16 protein-coding genes and 1 riboswitch are annotated in these 15,041 nt (G+C 65.7%); of the genes, 15 read left to right on the forward strand and 1 reads right to left on the reverse strand.

What is annotated here, in order from left to right; all coding sequences use genetic code 11:
* Positions 1-414 precede the first annotated feature (414 nt).
* Complete coding sequence (locus ABIB24_RS13070; protein ID WP_025338022.1) at positions 415-993, reverse strand: hypothetical protein; 579 nt, start codon at positions 991-993, stop codon at positions 415-417.
* A 167-nt stretch (positions 994-1,160) separates the two neighbouring features.
* Positions 1,161-1,380, forward strand: a riboswitch (cobalamin riboswitch).
* 120 nt (positions 1,381-1,500) lie between these two features.
* Here ABIB24_RS13070 and cobO point away from each other — a divergent pair.
* The 15 genes from cobO (at position 1,501) to ABIB24_RS13145 (ending at position 14,459) form a co-directional block, all read left to right on the forward strand.
* On the forward strand, positions 1,501-2,112 hold the full coding sequence (gene cobO, locus ABIB24_RS13075) for a cob(I)yrinic acid a,c-diamide adenosyltransferase (protein ID WP_274079970.1): 612 nt from the start codon (positions 1,501-1,503) through the stop codon (positions 2,110-2,112).
* Positions 2,109-3,404, forward strand: a complete 1,296-nt coding sequence (locus ABIB24_RS13080) for a cobyrinic acid a,c-diamide synthase CobB (protein WP_354316567.1) — start codon at positions 2,109-2,111, stop codon at positions 3,402-3,404. The genes cobO and ABIB24_RS13080 overlap by 4 nt, the downstream gene beginning before the upstream one ends.
* Positions 3,401-4,051: a 5,6-dimethylbenzimidazole synthase gene (gene bluB / locus ABIB24_RS13085; protein WP_085593449.1), complete on the forward strand. Its 651-nt coding sequence runs from the start codon at positions 3,401-3,403 to the stop codon at positions 4,049-4,051. Before ABIB24_RS13080 ends, bluB begins: the two co-directional genes overlap by 4 nt.
* A complete protein-coding gene (gene cbiB, locus ABIB24_RS13090; protein ID WP_015269245.1) occupies positions 4,048-4,956 on the forward strand; it encodes an adenosylcobinamide-phosphate synthase CbiB in 909 nt (302 codons plus the stop codon). The genes bluB and cbiB overlap by 4 nt, the downstream gene beginning before the upstream one ends.
* Complete coding sequence (cobD, locus tag ABIB24_RS13095; RefSeq protein WP_286919239.1) at positions 4,949-5,941, forward strand: threonine-phosphate decarboxylase CobD; 993 nt, start codon at positions 4,949-4,951, stop codon at positions 5,939-5,941. Before cbiB ends, cobD begins: the two co-directional genes overlap by 8 nt.
* Positions 5,938-7,392 carry a cobyric acid synthase gene (locus ABIB24_RS13100; RefSeq protein WP_354316569.1) on the forward strand — a complete coding sequence of 485 codons (1,455 nt, stop codon included), beginning with the start codon at positions 5,938-5,940 and terminating at the stop codon, positions 7,390-7,392. The genes cobD and ABIB24_RS13100 overlap by 4 nt, the downstream gene beginning before the upstream one ends.
* Before the next feature lies 1 nt (position 7,393).
* Complete coding sequence (gene cobU / locus ABIB24_RS13105) at positions 7,394-7,915, forward strand: bifunctional adenosylcobinamide kinase/adenosylcobinamide-phosphate guanylyltransferase (protein WP_039615361.1); 522 nt, start codon at positions 7,394-7,396, stop codon at positions 7,913-7,915.
* On the forward strand, positions 7,912-8,967 hold the full coding sequence (gene cobT, locus ABIB24_RS13110) for a nicotinate-nucleotide--dimethylbenzimidazole phosphoribosyltransferase (RefSeq protein ID WP_354316570.1): 1,056 nt from the start codon (positions 7,912-7,914) through the stop codon (positions 8,965-8,967). Before cobU ends, cobT begins: the two co-directional genes overlap by 4 nt.
* A complete protein-coding gene (locus ABIB24_RS13115; RefSeq protein WP_025338028.1) occupies positions 8,964-9,530 on the forward strand; it encodes a histidine phosphatase family protein in 567 nt (188 codons plus the stop codon). Before cobT ends, ABIB24_RS13115 begins: the two co-directional genes overlap by 4 nt.
* Position 9,531: 1 nt before the next feature.
* Positions 9,532-10,254: an adenosylcobinamide-GDP ribazoletransferase gene (locus tag ABIB24_RS13120; RefSeq protein ID WP_354316571.1), complete on the forward strand. Its 723-nt coding sequence runs from the start codon at positions 9,532-9,534 to the stop codon at positions 10,252-10,254.
* Positions 10,255-10,597: 343 nt separating this feature from the next.
* Positions 10,598-11,716 carry a glycoside hydrolase family 5 protein gene (locus ABIB24_RS13125; RefSeq protein WP_354316687.1) on the forward strand — a complete coding sequence of 373 codons (1,119 nt, stop codon included), beginning with the start codon at positions 10,598-10,600 and terminating at the stop codon, positions 11,714-11,716.
* 355 nt (positions 11,717-12,071) lie between these two features.
* The gene (locus ABIB24_RS13130) at positions 12,072-12,476 is read left to right on the forward strand and encodes a MarR family winged helix-turn-helix transcriptional regulator (protein ID WP_025338032.1); all 405 of its coding nucleotides are present in this window, start codon (positions 12,072-12,074) and stop codon (positions 12,474-12,476) included.
* A 63-nt stretch (positions 12,477-12,539) separates the two neighbouring features.
* Complete coding sequence (locus ABIB24_RS13135) at positions 12,540-13,742, forward strand: MFS transporter (protein ID WP_084785067.1); 1,203 nt, start codon at positions 12,540-12,542, stop codon at positions 13,740-13,742.
* The gene (locus ABIB24_RS13140) at positions 13,739-13,861 is read left to right on the forward strand and encodes a hypothetical protein (RefSeq protein WP_075044023.1); all 123 of its coding nucleotides are present in this window, start codon (positions 13,739-13,741) and stop codon (positions 13,859-13,861) included. The genes ABIB24_RS13135 and ABIB24_RS13140 overlap by 4 nt, the downstream gene beginning before the upstream one ends.
* Positions 13,862-13,907: 46 nt before the next feature.
* Positions 13,908-14,459 carry a glutathione peroxidase gene (locus tag ABIB24_RS13145; RefSeq protein WP_274079965.1) on the forward strand — a complete coding sequence of 184 codons (552 nt, stop codon included), beginning with the start codon at positions 13,908-13,910 and terminating at the stop codon, positions 14,457-14,459.
* The last annotated feature ends 582 nt before the right edge of the window (positions 14,460-15,041 follow it).

The raw sequence follows: 15,041 nt of genomic DNA on the forward strand, positions 1-15,041 counted from the left end.
CAAGATCAAGATCAAGATCAAGATCAAGATCAAGATCAAGATCAAGATCAAGATCAAGATCAAGATCAAGATCAAGATCAAGATCAAGAGCAAGAGCAAGAGCAAGAGCAAGAGCAAGAGCAAGAGCAAGTGCGAGTCAAGTACAAGTGCGAGAGCATAAATCGTCAGAAACCGCAGCCGTGTACCAGTAATCGGGATTGGCTCCTCATGATGGCTGTGCTTGGGGCACCTGCGGTGGCTCGCTTCACTACGACAGGAGACTTAAATGGGGCTCTGTGGGAGCGGGCGCGCCCGCGAACACCGGCGCAGCCGGTGCCAGCCACTGCGTTGGATTCTTCGCGGGCACGCCCGCTCCCACAGAAACCACGTCGCGCTTGCTAACGCGTTCCGGCCCCGGCCCGAGCCGAAGTTGCTTCAAGCCTGCTTGAGCAACAACGCCACCCCCGGGAAATACTGCCCCAGCTCGTTGTGCAACTTGCGGTATGCATACGGGAAGTACCAGGCGATGGCACAGGCGGTATGTTTCTGCAGATCGTCGACCAGGTCCTGCAGTTCCTCGGGGCTGGCATGCTGGCCAGCCTTCCACGGGCTGATGAACAGCGCCCCTGCTTTCAACTGGCTGGGGTAGGCCACCTGGCGCGCCAGGGCAGCGGTCTGCTGCAGGGCGTCGGCCATGTCCAGCCGAGCGATTCTTGGCCAGCGCTGGCTGACACTGAGGTACAGCGCTTCATCGGCACTACTGATCGACAGGTCGCAGCGCCCTTCGTGTTCGCCTTCGTCGCGCTGCTTCTTGCCGGCAAACTGCTGCAGCGCCGCCAGTTCGGCCTGCCACGCCGCTGCGGCAAGCAGCCCGGTATTGGCGGCGGCGCCATGCCAGTAAGGTGCTTCGGCATCGCCGGCAAACTGGTTGAAGCGGTCGATACAGTCGCCCCAGCGCTCCAGCACCGGGGCGAGAAACTCCAGGCGCGGGTTGTTGATGATCTGGCCTCGCATGCTGCGCTCTCCTGTTATCGTTGTGATCGCGTTCAGCTGAAAGTGATGGCTATGTGATATCACTGTATTCAGTGTGGCACAACCAGGTGAATTGGCCATTACCCGGGCGGTGCCTGTTCGACTGCAAAGCGGCCCGCTTCGATTGACGCTCCCGGTGCAACCCTCTAACCTTCGCGCGTGTTTCAGGTGCCCTGCCAGCCCCGACTGGGCAGGGTGAAACTGGGAAGCCGGTGGGTGCCAGCATGGCGCGATTCCGGCGCTGCCCCCGCAACGGTAGGTGAGTCGCGGCCGCGCAGGGCCACTGGGTGCCAGCACCCGGGAAGGCGCGCAGGCCTGGGCCAAGGCCCGCTCACAAGCCCGGAGACCGGCCTGATACTGCCAACGGCATCACGGAGGGTGATGCGCGGTGCACCGTGGCGTACGGCCACGGCCCCTGCGCGTTCTCCGTCTGCCCGCCTTTTACCTGTCGCCGCGCGTTGCCGTGGCGCCAGCCAGCGGAGAACCCTGATGAGCGAATCCACCGAACGCGACGAACGCCACCTGGCGCGCATGCAGCGCAAGAAGGCGATCATCGACGAACGCATCGCCAATTCCCCCAACGAATGCGGCCTGCTGCTGGTGCTGACCGGTAATGGCAAGGGCAAGAGCAGCTCGGCCTTCGGTATGCTCGCGCGCGCCCTGGGCCATGGCATGCAGTGCGGTGTGGTGCAGTTCATCAAGGGCCGTAACAGCACCGGCGAAGAGCTGTTCTTCCGCCGCTTCCCCGAGCAGGTGCGCTACCACGTGATGGGCGAGGGCTTTACCTGGGAAACCCAGGACCGCCAGCGCGACATTGCCGCCGCCGAAACGGCCTGGGCCGTGTCGCGCCAGTTGCTGCAAGACCCTAGCGTGCAGTTCGTGGTGCTCGATGAACTGAACATCGCCCTCAAGCACGGCTACCTCGACCTTGACCAGGTGCTGTCCGACATCCAGGCCCGCCCACCGATGCAGCATGTGATCGTCACTGGCCGTGCCGCGAAACCCGAGATGATCGAGCTGGCCGACACCGTGACCGAGATGGGCATGCTCAAGCACGCCTTCCAGGCCGGCATCCGTGCACAGAAGGGCGTGGAACTGTGAGCCAGCCGCGCCATTGCCCCGCCGTGCTGATCGCGGCACCGGCCTCTGGCCAGGGCAAGACCACCGTCACCGCCGCCCTGGCCCGCCTGCACCGCAACCTCGGGCGCAAGGTGCGGGTGTTCAAGTGCGGGCCCGACTTTCTCGACCCGATGATCCTCGAGCGAGCCAGCGGCGCGCCGGTGTACCAGCTCGACCTGTGGATGATCGGCGCCGAGGAAAGCCGCCGCCTGCTGTGGGAAGCCGCCGGTGAGGCCGACCTGATCCTGATCGAAGGGGTGATGGGGCTGTTCGACGGCACGCCGTCCAGCGCCGACCTGGCGCGCCACTTCGGCGTGCCGGTGCTGGCGGTGATCGACGGCACGGCCATGGCCCAGACCTTCGGCGCGCTGGCCCTGGGCCTTGCACGCTACCAGGCGGACCTGCCGTTTGCCGGTGTGTTGGCCAACCGGGTCGGCAGCCTGCGCCACGCGCAACTGCTGGAAGGTAGCCTGACCGAGGGCCTGCGCTGGTATGGCGGCTTGTCCCGCGAGCGCGGTATCGAGCTGCCCAGCCGCCACCTGGGGCTGGTCCAGGCCAGCGAGCTGAACGACCTGGATGCGCGCCTGGATGCCGCTGCCGAGGCGCTTGGCGCCAGTTGCGATGCTGCCTTGCCGCCGCCAGTGACCTTTGCCGAACCCGAGCCGCAAGCCAGTAATGCTTCGTTGGCCGGTGTGCGCATTGGCGTGGCGCGGGACGAGGCCTTCGCCTTCACCTATGGCGCCAACCTCGACCTGCTGCGCAACCTGGGCGCACAGCTGGAGTTCTTCTCGCCGCTGCATGACCGCGAACTGCCGGCAGTGGACAGCCTGTACCTGCCGGGCGGTTATCCCGAACTGCACCACCACGCCCTGGCCGGCAATGCGCCGATGAACGAGGCGATCCGTGCCCATCACGCCCAGGGCAAACCGTTGCTGGCCGAGTGCGGCGGCATGCTGTATCTGCTCGATGCCCTGACCGACGTGGCCGGCGAGCGTGCCGAGCTGCTCGGACTGCTGCCGGGCGAAGCGACCATGCAGAAGCGCCTGGCTGCCTTGGCCTTGCAGGCGGTGGAACTGCCTGAAGGCACCCTGCGCGGTCACACCTATCACCATTCGCTGACCAGTACCGCACTGGAGCCGATCGCACGTGGCCTGAGCCCCAACGGCGGGCGTGGCAACGAAGCGGTGTACCGCCTGGGTCGGCTGACGGCTTCCTACGTGCATTTCTACTTCCCCTCCAACCCGGATGCGGCGGCGGCGCTGTTGCGACCATGAGCGAACACGCCTACAGCGACGCCGAGCGCGCCGCGATCTACCGGGCTATCGGCGAGCGCCGTGACATGCGCCATTTCGCCGGTGGCGAGGTAGCCCCGGAACTGCTGGGCCGCCTGTTGGCTGCCGCGCACCAGGCGCCCAGCGTCGGGCTGATGCAGCCCTGGCGTTTCATCCGCATCACCCAGCGAGACCTGCGTGCGCGCATCCAGGCCTTGGTGGAAGCAGAGCGGGTGCGTACCGCCGAAGCCTTGGGCGAACGCTCCGACGCCTTCATGAAACTGAAGGTGGAGGGCATCAATGACTGCGCCGAGTTGCTGGTGGCCGCCCTGATGGACAACCGCGAGCCGCATATCTTCGGCCGCCGCACCCTGCCGGAAATGGACCTGGCCTCGCTGGCCTGCGCCATCCAGAACCTGTGGCTGGCAGCCCGTGGCGAAGGCCTGGGCATGGGCTGGGTGTCGCTGTTCGACCCGCAGGCGCTGGCGGCGCTGCTGGGCATGCCGGCCGGGGCCAAGCCGGTCGCGGTGCTGTGCCTGGGGCCGGTGACCGAGTTCTACCCGGCACCGATGCTGGTGCTGGAAAACTGGGCCGAGGAACGGCCCTTGAGTGAAATGCTCTTTGAGAACCAATGGGGAGAGCGCCAATGAGCGTGGCCTTGCTGACCGTGGCCGGGGTGGCCCTGGATGCCTTGCTGGGCGAACCGCAGCGGCGCCATCCGCTGGTAGCCTTCGGCAACATGGCCAGTAACCTCGAGCGCCGCCTGAATGCCGGTGGGCGCGGCTGGCGCAGCCACGGGGTGAGCGCATGGTTCCTGGCCGTGGTGCCGCTTACCCTGGTGGCACTGATCCTGTCTTGGCTGCCGTACATCGGCTGGCTGGTCGACGTGCTGGCGCTGTACTGCGCCGTCGGGCTGCGCAGCCTGGGCGAACACGTGTTGCCGGTGGCCAGTGCCTTGCGCCAGGGTGACCTGCAAGAAGCGCGGCGCCGTGTGGGCTACCTGGTCAGCCGCGAAACCCGCGAACTGGACGAACCTGCGGTGGCCCGGGCGGCCACCGAATCGGTACTGGAGAATGGCAGCGATGCGGTATTCGCGGCGCTGTTCTGGTTTGTGGTCGCCGGTGCGCCGGGCGTGGTGCTGTACCGCCTGAGCAACACCCTGGACGCCATGTGGGGCTACCGCAACGAGCGCTTCGAACGCTTCGGCTGGTGCGCGGCGCGCGTCGACGATGTGCTCAACTATATTCCCGCCAGGCTGGTGGCGTTGACCTACGCGCTGCTGGGCAAGACCCGCCTGGCCCTGGCCTGCTGGCGCAAGCAGGGCCCGCTGTGGGACAGCCCCAATGCCGGGCCGGTGATGGCCGCCGGTGCTGGTGCGTTAGGGGTGGAACTCGGTGGCCCGGCGGTTTACCACGGCGAGCTGCATGAGCGGCCACGCCTGGGTGACGGGCCAATGGCTGACGCCGACGCCATCGAGCGCGGCTGGGGCCTGGTGCAGCGCGGCGTATGGCTGTGGCTGCTGGTGATCTGCCTGGGGGCCTATATCAATGCTTGAACACGGAGGCCGCCTGCTGCGGGCGGTACGGCAATACGGCATCGCCCGCGAGCAGTGGCTCGACCTGTCCAGCGGCATTGCGCCATGGCCTTTCCCGATTCCACCGATTCCCATGGAGGCCTGGGCCCGCCTGCCGGAGACCGAGGACGGCCTGGAGGACGCCGCGCGTGCGTATTACGGCGCCCGCCAGTTGCTGGCGGTGGCCGGTTCCCAGGCCGCGATCCAGGCTTTGCCGCTGTTGCGCGCAGCCGGCCGGGTAGGGGTGTTGACGCCTTGCTATGCCGAGCACCCATACGCCTGGCAACGGGCGGGGCACCAGTTGCTGGAGCTGGACGAAGCGCAGGTCGAGGCGACGCTCGACAGCCTCGACGTACTGGTGCTGGTCAACCCCAACAACCCCACCGGCCGCCGGGTGCCGCGTGAACGCCTGCTGGATTGGCATGCGCGCCTGGCCGCCCGCGGTGGTTGGCTGCTGGTCGACGAAGCGTTCATGGACAACACCCCGGCGGATGGCGTGGTCGATTGTGCCGAGCGCCCGGGGCTGATCGTGCTGCGCTCGTTCGGCAAGTTCTTCGGCCTGGCCGGCGTGCGCCTGGGATTCGTTGCCGCCGAACGCAGCCTGCTGCTGCGCCTGGCCGAGTTGCTTGGGCCGTGGACCGTCAATGGCCCTACCCGGGTGCTGGCCCAGGCCAGCCTGGCCGACCACGCCGCCCAGCGTGTGCAGGTCGAACGCTGCGCTGCCGCCAGCCAGCGGCTGGCTATGCTGCTGCGCAGCGCCGGCCTGGCACCCAGCGGTGGTTGCGACCTGTTCCAGTACGTACGCAGCGAGCACGCTGCGCAACTGCATGACTTTCTTGCCTGCCGCGGCATCCTGGTGCGGCTGTTCGAGCACCCGCCGGCGGTACGCCTTGGGCTGCCTGCCCATGCGGCGGACGAACAGCGCCTGGCCCAGGCCCTGGCGGCCTATCAGAAGGAAACGGCATGACCACCCTCATGGTGCAAGGCACCACCTCCGACGCCGGCAAGAGCACGCTGGTGACCGCACTGTGCCGCTGGCTGTTGCGCCAGGGCGTCGGTGTGGTGCCGTTCAAGCCACAGAACATGGCGCTGAACAGCGCGGTGACCGCCGACGGCGGTGAAATCGGCCGGGCCCAGGCGGTGCAGGCCCAGGCCTGCCGGCTGCAGCCGCATACCGACATGAACCCGGTGCTGCTCAAGCCCAACAGCGACACCGGCGCCCAGGTGATCATCCATGGCCGTGCCGTCACCAGCATGAACGCGGTGGCCTACCACGACTACAAGGCCATCGCCATGCAGGCGGTGCTGGCTTCGCACCAGCGCCTGAGTGCTGCCTGGCCGGTGGTCATGGTCGAAGGTGCGGGCTCGCCAGCGGAGATCAACCTGCGTGCCGGTGACATTGCCAACATGGGCTTTGCCGAAGCGGTGGACTGCCCGGTGATCCTGGTTGCCGACATCAATCGTGGTGGTGTGTTCGCCCATCTGGTCGGCACCCTGGAACTGCTGTCGCCCAGTGAGCAGGCGCGGGTAAAGGGCTTTGTCATCAACCGCTTCCGCGGCGACATCGCCTTGCTGCAGCCGGGGCTGGACTGGCTGGAGCAGCGCACCGGCAAGCCGGTGCTGGGCGTGCTGCCGTATGTCACCGATCTGCATCTGGAAGCCGAAGACGGCATTGATGTGCGCCAGGGGGCGAAGACCGAGCGCGTGCTCAAGGTGATCGTCCCGGTGCTGCCGCGTATCAGTAACCACACAGACTTCGACCCACTGCGCCTGCACCCCCAGGTGGACCTGCAGTTCATCGGCCCGGGCCAGCCGATCCCGGCCGCCGACCTGATCATCCTGCCGGGTTCCAAGAGTGTGCGCGGCGACTTGGCGCAACTGCGTGAGCGCGGTTGGGACAAGGCCATCGACCGGCACCTGCGCTATGGCGGCAAGCTGATCGGGATCTGCGGTGGCCTGCAGATGTTGGGCCGCGAAGTGCATGACCCGCTTGGTCTCGAAGGGGCCGCCGGCTCCAGCCCGGGGCTTGGCCTGCTCGATTACGCCACGGTGCTCGAAGCCGAGAAGCAACTGCGCAACGTTGCCGGCACGCTGAACCTGGAAGCAGTCCCGGTTGCCGGGTATGAAATTCATGCCGGCGTCACCACGGGGCCTGCCCTGGAGCAGCCAGCCGTGCAACTTGCCGATGGCCGTTGCGATGGTGCTGTCAGCGCTGATGGCCAGATACTTGCCACCTACCTGCACGGCCTGTTCGAAGGCAGCCAGTCGTGCGCGGCGCTGCTGCGCTGGGCTGGGCTGGATGATGTGCAGGCCGTCGATTACCAGGCCCTGCGCGAACGCGATATCGAGCGCCTGGCCGACCTGGTGGAAAAGCACCTGGACACCGCGCGCCTGCGCGAGCTCTGTGGGGTGGCCTGACATGCTCAACCTGATCCTCGGTGGCGCCCGCTCGGGCAAGAGCCGCCTGGCCGAACAGCTGGCCAGCGCCAGCGGCCTGCCGGTGACCTATATCGCCACCAGCCAGCCGCTGGATGGTGAAATGAACGAACGCGTGCTGCTGCACCGCCAGCGTCGCCCTGATGACTGGGGGTTGATCGAAGAGCCCCTGGCCCTGGCCGCGGTACTGCGCGCCGAAGCGGCCGAAGGGCGCTGCCTGCTGGTGGATTGCCTGACCCTGTGGCTGACCAACCTGCTGATGCTCGAAGACGACCAGCGCCTGACCGAGGAGCGTGATGCGCTGCTGGCCTGCCTGGAACAGTTGCCGGGCACGGTCATCCTCGTCAGTAACGAAACCGGCCTGGGCGTCGTGCCCATGGGTGAGCTGACCCGGCGCTATGTCGACCTGGCCGGCTGGCTGCACCAGGCTGTGGCCGAACGCTGTCAGCGCGTGGTGCTGACCGTGGCCGGCCTGCCCCTAATGCTCAAAGGACCTGCACTATGACCCAAGCCTGGTGGCGTGACGCCTGCCAATCCCTCGACAACGCCGCCATGGACCAGGCCCGCGCCCGTCAGCAGCAGCTGACCAAACCTGCCGGTTCGCTGGGCCAACTGGAAGGTTTGGCCATTCAGCTGGCCGGTCTGCAGGGGTGTGAACGGCCGACCTTGGATAACGCCGCAATCAGCATTTTTGCCGGTGACCACGGCGTGGTCGAGGAAGGCATCTCGGCCTACCCGCAAACGGTGACCGGGCAGATGCTGCGCAACTTCGTCGGTGGTGGCGCGGCAATCAGCGTGCTGGCGCGCCAGCTGCAAGCAAGCCTGGAAGTGGTCGACCTGGGCACCATCGACCCGCACCTGGAACTGCCTGGCGTGCGCCATCTGCGCCTGGGCGCCGGTACCGCCAACTTCGCCCGCCAGCCAGCGATGACCGAGGGCCAGCTGCAGGCCGCCTTGCAGGCTGGCCGCGATAGTGCCCTGCGCGCCGCCGAACAGGGCGCGCAGCTGTTCATCGGTGGCGAGATGGGTATTGGCAACACCACGGCTGCCGCTGCCCTGGCCAGCGTCTTGCTGGGTTGCCCGCCGGCTGAGTTGAGTGGCCCGGGTACCGGCCTGGACCACGCCGGGGTGCGGCACAAGGCCGAGGTCATCGAACGGGCGCTGAGCCTGCATGGCCTGAGCGCCAACGATCCATTGCCGGCACTGGGCTGTGTCGGTGGTTTCGAGATCGCGGCCCTGGCCGGTGCCTACATCGGCTGCGCGCAGGCGGGTATCGCGGTGCTGGTGGACGGCTTCATCTGCAGCGTCGCCGCGCTGCTGGCGGTGCGCCTCAACCCGCAGTGCCGGGCCTGGTTGCTGTTCGCCCACCAAGGCGCAGAGCCTGGGCACAAAGCCTTGCTCGACGCGTTGCAGGCCGAGCCGTTGCTGGCCCTGGGCCTGCGCCTGGGCGAGGGCAGTGGGGCTGCCCTCGCCGTGCCGCTGTTACGCCTGGCCTGTGCGCTGCACGGGCAGATGGCGACCTTCGCCGAGGCTGCGGTGGCGGACCGCCCGGCATGATCCTCGACCTGCTGCGCCATGGCGAAACGGAACAGGGCGGCCTGCGTGGCAGCCTTGATGATGCCTTGACCGACAAGGGCTGGGCGCAGATGCGTGGCGCCGTGGCCGAAGCCGGCCCGTGGGAGGTGCTGGTCAGTTCGCCGCTGCAGCGCTGTGCGCGTTTTGCCGAGGAACTGGGCGAGCGGCTGAACCTACCGGTACAGCGCGAAGCGGCGTTGCAGGAACTGCATTTTGGCGACTGGGAAGGCCGTAGTGCGGCGCAGATCATGGAAGACCAGGCGGACGCGCTGGGGCGCTTCTGGGCGGACCCTTACGCGTTTACACCGCCCAATGGCGAGCCGGTCGAGGCGTTCGCCGAGCGTGTGCTGGCGGCTGTCGAGCGCCTGAGCCATCAGCATGCTGGCAAGCGTGTGCTGCTGGTCACCCATGGCGGCGTGATGCGGCTGCTGCTGGCCCGTGCCCGTGGTTTGCCGAGGGCGCAGTTGCTGCAGGTCGAAGTCGGCCACGCTGCGCTGATGCGACTGGTGCCGGGTGACGACGGCCAGTTGGTCGAGGGGCGCTGAAATGTTGCCGTTGTGGATTGCCTTGCAGTTTCTCAGCAGCCTGCCGGTAAGTCTGCCGGGCATGCCGGCGCCGCGCGAGGTGGGGCGCTCGCTGCTCTGCTACCCGCTGGTCGGGTTGCTGTTCGGCCTGTTGCTGTGGCTGGCCAGCCACTTGCTGGAGGGTACACCGGCACCGCTGCACGCGGCCCTGCTGCTGACGTTGTGGGTGTTGCTCAGTGGCGCCTTGCATCTGGATGGCCTGGCGGACAGCGCCGACGCTTGGCTGGGTGGTTTCGGTGACCGCGAACGCACCCTGCTGATCATGAAAGACCCGCGTAGCGGGCCGATTGCCGTGGTCACCCTGGTGCTGGTGCTGTTGTTGAAGTTCTGCGCCTTGTGGGTGCTGGTCGAGCAGGGCATTGGCGCGCAGTTGTTACTGGCACCATTGATCGGGCGGGCGGCGATGCTCGGGTTGTTCCTGAGTACGCCTTATGTACGGCAGGGCGGTTTGGGCCAAGCGCTGGCCGAGCACCTGCCCCGGCATGCGGCCGGCTGGGTGCTGCTGGGCTGTGTGCTTTTTTGCCTGGTCCTGGGCGGGTGGGTCGTGGTGCTGGCGTTGGCGGTGTTTGCCTGGTTGCGACAACTGATGTGCCGGCGCTTGGGCGGAACTACCGGCGATACCGCTGGTGCAATGCTCGAGTTGCTCGAACTGGCCGTGGTGCTGGGGTTGGCGCTGGGCCTCTGAGCCTTGCTCTGGACCCTGTAGGAGCGGCCTTGTGTCGCGAAAGGGCTGCAAAGCAGCCCCACGATTTCAGCGTTAATCCATAAATTGCCGGGGCTGCTTTGCAGCCCTTTCGCGACACAAGGCCGCTCCTACAAGTGACCGCGCAAGCAGGATGTTTCTGTAGGGTGTTTCTGAGCCAAACGTGTCGGTAAATTCCTGAAAAAACTCAGCAAGAACCGGCATCTTTTCACTGGCGTATGCTTGCCCCTCCCGCAAACTGTCGAGGAGTGTCGGCACCATGCGTCATGTCATTCTCGCTGCGTTTTTGTTGGCCATGGGGCCTGCTGCCATGGCAGCCGATCTCATGGCTTTCTGGAACACCCCCCGCCACGGTGGCAACAGCTTCAACCGGCTGCCGCCTGATCAAGCCTACTTCGACGCCTTGAGCGGTTATGGCGCGACCTGGGTGCGGCTGTCCTACGACAAATGGCAGCCGGCGGAACGCGACTTCCTCCTCGGCGATGCCGATGCCTACCAAGGCCTGCCTGCGGCCGACCTGGCCACGCTGCGAGCCACCCTCGACCGCGCCCATAAGGCCGGCCTCAAGGTGGTCATCGCACCGCTCTCGCTACCCGGCATGCGCTGGTCGCAAAACAACCAGGGCCAGTTCGACGACCGCCTCTGGCAGGACAAACGCTACTGGTTGCAGGCTGCGGCCTTCTGGCGGGATCTGGCGCGTGAGCTGAAAGGTCACCCGGCCATCGCCGCTTACAACCTGGTCAACGAGCCCGCCCCGGAGAAGCAAGGTGGCCTGGCCGAGCATGCCGACCCTGGGCAAATGCAGCAGTGGTATGCACGGCAGCAGGGGAGTGCGCGTGATCTGCCGGCCCTGTATCGGCAGTTGATAGCGGCCATTCGCGAGGAGGACGCGGACACGCCGGTCATGCTCGATGCCGGCTGGTTCGCCGCCGCCGACGCCTTCGGTTACTGGCCGGCACCTCTGGAAGACCAGCGGGTGCTGTACAGCGTGCACATGTACGAGCCCTATCTGGTGACCAGTGCACCGAACATGACGCGCAAGCAACCCATCGCCTATCCCGGCCCGGCACCGTTCGCGGGGCAGACGCAGCAGTGGGATGGCCAGCGTGTGGCGCAATACCTGCGCCAGCCGCTGGACTGGGCCGCGGCCATGAACGTGCCCCGCTCGCGGTTGGTGGTGGGCGAGTTCGGCTGCATGCGCAGGCTGCCGGGCTGCCGGCAATACCTGGAAGACGTGCTCAGCGTGCTGGATCGCCACCGGTTGCACTGGGCCTTCTACAGCTTCTGTGAAGATAACTGGGACGGCATGGACTACGAACTGGGCTCGGCCAAGGTGCCGTGGCGCTATTGGCAGGCAATCGAGCAGGGCGCTCCAGACCCGCTGGCGCGCAAGGCTACAGTAGAGTTCGAGCCGATTCGCCGGCGCTTGAACCGGGTTAAGTAATTGGGAGCCGCTTTGCGGCCCATCGCCGGCAAGCCAGCTCCCACAGGTATGCGCAGAACTCAGGAATTGCGCAATCCCTGTAGGAGCGGCCTTGTGTCGCGAAAGGGCTGCAAAGCAGCCCCAGCAATTTCAACTGTTGCGCATCATTCCTGGGGCCGCGTTGCGGCCCTTTCGCGACACGAGGCCGCTCCCACAGGTACAGCGACAACCTCGAGAGCAACGCTGTACCTGTGGGAGCTGGCTTGCCGGCGATGGGATGCGTAGCAGTCCCATTAACGCTATCTGACAGGCATTAGGGCTGAGGGGCGTCGGTAATCTCTTGCAACACACATGACGCGGGTATATACACGTATCCATGTTGACCAGTGAATGCATCTGCACCCATCTGCGTCGTGCCGCCCGTGGGGTGAGCCGGCATTACGACGAGGCCCTTGCCGGCTTCGGGGTCAATGTCGCCCAGTTTTCCCTGTTGCGTCATCTGCAGCGCCTCGATCGCCCCAGTATCACCACCCTGGCAGAGGCCATGGGCCTGGAGCGTAGTACCCTGGGCCGCAACCTGCGGGTGCTGGAGGCTGAAGGGCTGGTGGCCTTGGCTGATGGTGACGATCAGCGCAACCGCGTGGTGCTGCTGACCGAGGCCGGTACCCAACTGCTGCGCGCTGCCCATCCAGCCTGGGAACAGGCACAGGCCGAACTGGTGGAGCGGCTGGGGGCAGGGCAGCGGGATGAACTGGTGCGTTTGCTGAACCAGCTGGCTTGAATTGATACGACTATAAGCGGGTATATACCCGTAAAACCTTGCGATGTGCTGGAGATAACGACAATGACTTCGGTGTGGCGAACCAGCGGGTGGGTATTGGTGGGGGCAGCGCTGATCCTGGCGCTGTCCCTGGGTGTGCGGCACGGCTTCGGCCTGTTCCTGGCGCCTATGAGCGCGGACTTCGGCTGGGGGCGTGAGGTGTTCGCCTTCGCCATTGCCTTGCAGAACCTGATCTGGGGGCTGGCGCAACCGTTCGCCGGTGCCCTGGCCGACCGCATGGGCGCGGCGCGGGTGGTGATCATTGGCGGTATTCTCTACGCTGCCGGGTTGGTGCTGATGGGCATGGCCGACTCGGCCTGGTCGTTGTCGCTGAGTGCCGGCTTGCTGATCGGCATCGGCCTGTCCGGCACCTCGTTCTCGGTCATCCTCGGCGTGGTTGGGCGTGCCGTGCCGGCGGAGAAGCGCAGCATGGCCATGGGCATTGCCAGCGCTGCCGGTTCTTTCGGCCAGTTCGCCATGTTGCCGGGCACCCTCGGCCTGATCCAGTGGCTGGGCTGGTCCGCAGCGTTGCTGGTACTGGGCCTGATGGTGGCGCTGATCGTGCCCTTCGTCGGCCTGCTGCGCGACCGGCCGCTGCCCACTCATGGTACCGAACAGACCCTGGGCCAGGCCTTGCGCGAGGCGTGCTCGCATTCCGGCTTCTGGTTGCTGGCGTTGGGTTTTTTCGTTTGTGGTTTCCAGGTGGTGTTCATTGGCGTGCACCTGCCGGCCTACCTCGTCGACCAGCACCTGGCCGCGACCACCGGCACAACGGTGCTGGCGCTGGTAGGCCTGTTCAATATCGTCGGTACCTTCACCGCTGGCTGGCTGGGCGGGCGCATGTCCAAGCCGCGCCTGCTGACCGGGCTGTACCTGCTGCGTGCGGTAGTGATCGTGCTGTTCCTCTGGGCGCCGGTGACTGAAGTCAGCGCTTACCTGTTCGGCATCGCCATGGGCCTGCTGTGGTTGTCCACGGTGCCACTGACCAACGGCACGGTGGCCACCGTGTTCGGCGTGCGCAACCTGTCCATGCTTGGCGGTATCGTCTTCCTGTTCCACCAGCTGGGCGCCTTCCTGGGCGGCTGGTTGGGCGGGGTAGTGTATGACCGCACCGGCAGCTACGACCTGGTCTGGCAGATTTCCATCCTGCTCAGCCTGCTGGCTGCCGCCCTCAACTGGCCCGTGCGCGAACGTCCGGTCGCCCGCCTGCAGGCCCAGGCCGCATGAACCGCTACCTGGCTCGAGGGCTACTGGCCGTCGCCGCCCTGTTGCTGCTGGCGCTGGTGTGGTGGGGCTGGCACAAGGGCGGGATGGCGCTGATGCAGCTGGGCATGAGTGTTTGTTAGGCGCTACCCTGCAAGTTCAGGGATTGTCTTGCGGGAGAAACGAGTCATGCGTGCACATTGGTTGACGGTGCCGGTGCTGGCCCTGCTTGCCGGCGCATCGAGCTGGGCTGCCGATTGCCCGGCGTTGTTGCAGGGTAGCCTGCCAGAGTTGCGGGGCAAGGGGCAGGTGGACCTGTGCCAGCGCTTTGCCGGCAAGCCGCTGGTGGTGGTCAACACGGCCAGTTACTGCGGTTTTGCGCCGCAGTTCGAGGGGCTTGAGGCGACATACAAGGAATACCACGATCAAGGCCTGGAAATGCTTGGTGTGCCTTCCAATGACTTCAAGCAGGAGGACGCCGACAGCGAGAAGACTGCCAAGGTTTGTTATGCCAACTATGGCGTCACCTTTACCATGACCAAGACACAGGCGGTTCGGGGCGCGGATGCGATACCGCTGTTCGCGGAGCTGGCCAGCCAGAGCAGTGCGCCGAAGTGGAATTTCTACAAGTACGTGGTGGACCGTAAAGGCAAGGTGATAGGTAACTTCTCCAGCCTGACCAAGCCGGATGATCCAGCGTTCCGGGCAGCCATCGAAAAGGCCATTGCCTCCCAGCCATAACCTGGCTGCTCTTGCTCTTGCTCTTGCTCTTGCTCTTGCTCTTGCTCTTGCTCTTGCTCCTGCTCTTGCTTCGGCTTTTGCTTCTAAGCGCGCGATAGTTCAGGCGCCGCCGATTGCGACTTCAGGAGGCCGAGCGAAGGGACTGCGGAGGGAGGTGACGGGCATGGATGCCCGTCAAGCGCTGAGGCCCCATGGATGGGGCCTGCAGCGCGTACTCCCGGGAGCAGGCCCGTAGCGAGGGGACCCCGGAGCGCAGCGTAGGGGCCGGATGATAGGAGCCAGCGTTTTTTGGTTACTTTTTGTCGCGTTTGACAAAAAGTGACCCGCCGTAAGGGCGGAAAGGTGATTAAGCGCCACCTTCGAAAATGAATGTTGACCTTGTTGTTGATGCCCACGCTTGAGAGCGAAGAGCGAAGAGCGAAGAGCGAAGAGCGGAAAATTACTGGTCTTGATCTCGCGCATAGTCCATTTACGATGGCGACGCATACTCACCTTTTCGCCCTTACGGCGAGTCACTTTTTGCCAAACGCGGCAAAAAGTAACCAAAAAACGCTGCGCTCCCATCATCCGGCCCCTGCGCTG

It is taken from the genome of Pseudomonas sp. UYEF17 (genome assembly GCF_040546125.1).
Lineage (GTDB): Bacteria > Pseudomonadota > Gammaproteobacteria > Pseudomonadales > Pseudomonadaceae > Aquipseudomonas > Aquipseudomonas putida_Z.

Bases quoted from the DNA above. Each gene is read 5' to 3' on its own strand.
- ABIB24_RS13070 (WP_025338022.1), bottom strand. From the start codon at position 993: ATGCGAGGCCAGATCATCAACAACCCGCGCCTGGAGTTTCTCGCCCCG.
- cobO (WP_274079970.1), top strand. From the start codon at position 1,501: ATGAGCGAATCCACCGAACGCGACGAACGCCACCTGGCGCGCATGCAG.
- bluB (WP_085593449.1), top strand. From the start codon at position 3,401: ATGAGCGAACACGCCTACAGCGACGCCGAGCGCGCCGCGATCTACCGG.
- cbiB (WP_015269245.1), top strand. From the start codon at position 4,048: ATGAGCGTGGCCTTGCTGACCGTGGCCGGGGTGGCCCTGGATGCCTTG.
- cobD (WP_286919239.1), top strand. From the start codon at position 4,949: ATGCTTGAACACGGAGGCCGCCTGCTGCGGGCGGTACGGCAATACGGC.
- ABIB24_RS13100 (WP_354316569.1), top strand. From the start codon at position 5,938: ATGACCACCCTCATGGTGCAAGGCACCACCTCCGACGCCGGCAAGAGC.
- cobU (WP_039615361.1), top strand. From the start codon at position 7,394: ATGCTCAACCTGATCCTCGGTGGCGCCCGCTCGGGCAAGAGCCGCCTG.
- cobT (WP_354316570.1), top strand. From the start codon at position 7,912: ATGACCCAAGCCTGGTGGCGTGACGCCTGCCAATCCCTCGACAACGCC.
- ABIB24_RS13115 (WP_025338028.1), top strand. From the start codon at position 8,964: ATGATCCTCGACCTGCTGCGCCATGGCGAAACGGAACAGGGCGGCCTG.
- ABIB24_RS13120 (WP_354316571.1), top strand. From the start codon at position 9,532: ATGTTGCCGTTGTGGATTGCCTTGCAGTTTCTCAGCAGCCTGCCGGTA.
- ABIB24_RS13125 (WP_354316687.1), top strand. From the start codon at position 10,598: ATGGCTTTCTGGAACACCCCCCGCCACGGTGGCAACAGCTTCAACCGG.
- ABIB24_RS13130 (WP_025338032.1), top strand. From the start codon at position 12,072: ATGTTGACCAGTGAATGCATCTGCACCCATCTGCGTCGTGCCGCCCGT.
- ABIB24_RS13135 (WP_084785067.1), top strand. From the start codon at position 12,540: ATGACTTCGGTGTGGCGAACCAGCGGGTGGGTATTGGTGGGGGCAGCG.
- ABIB24_RS13140 (WP_075044023.1), top strand. From the start codon at position 13,739: ATGAACCGCTACCTGGCTCGAGGGCTACTGGCCGTCGCCGCCCTGTTG.
- ABIB24_RS13145 (WP_274079965.1), top strand. From the start codon at position 13,908: ATGCGTGCACATTGGTTGACGGTGCCGGTGCTGGCCCTGCTTGCCGGC.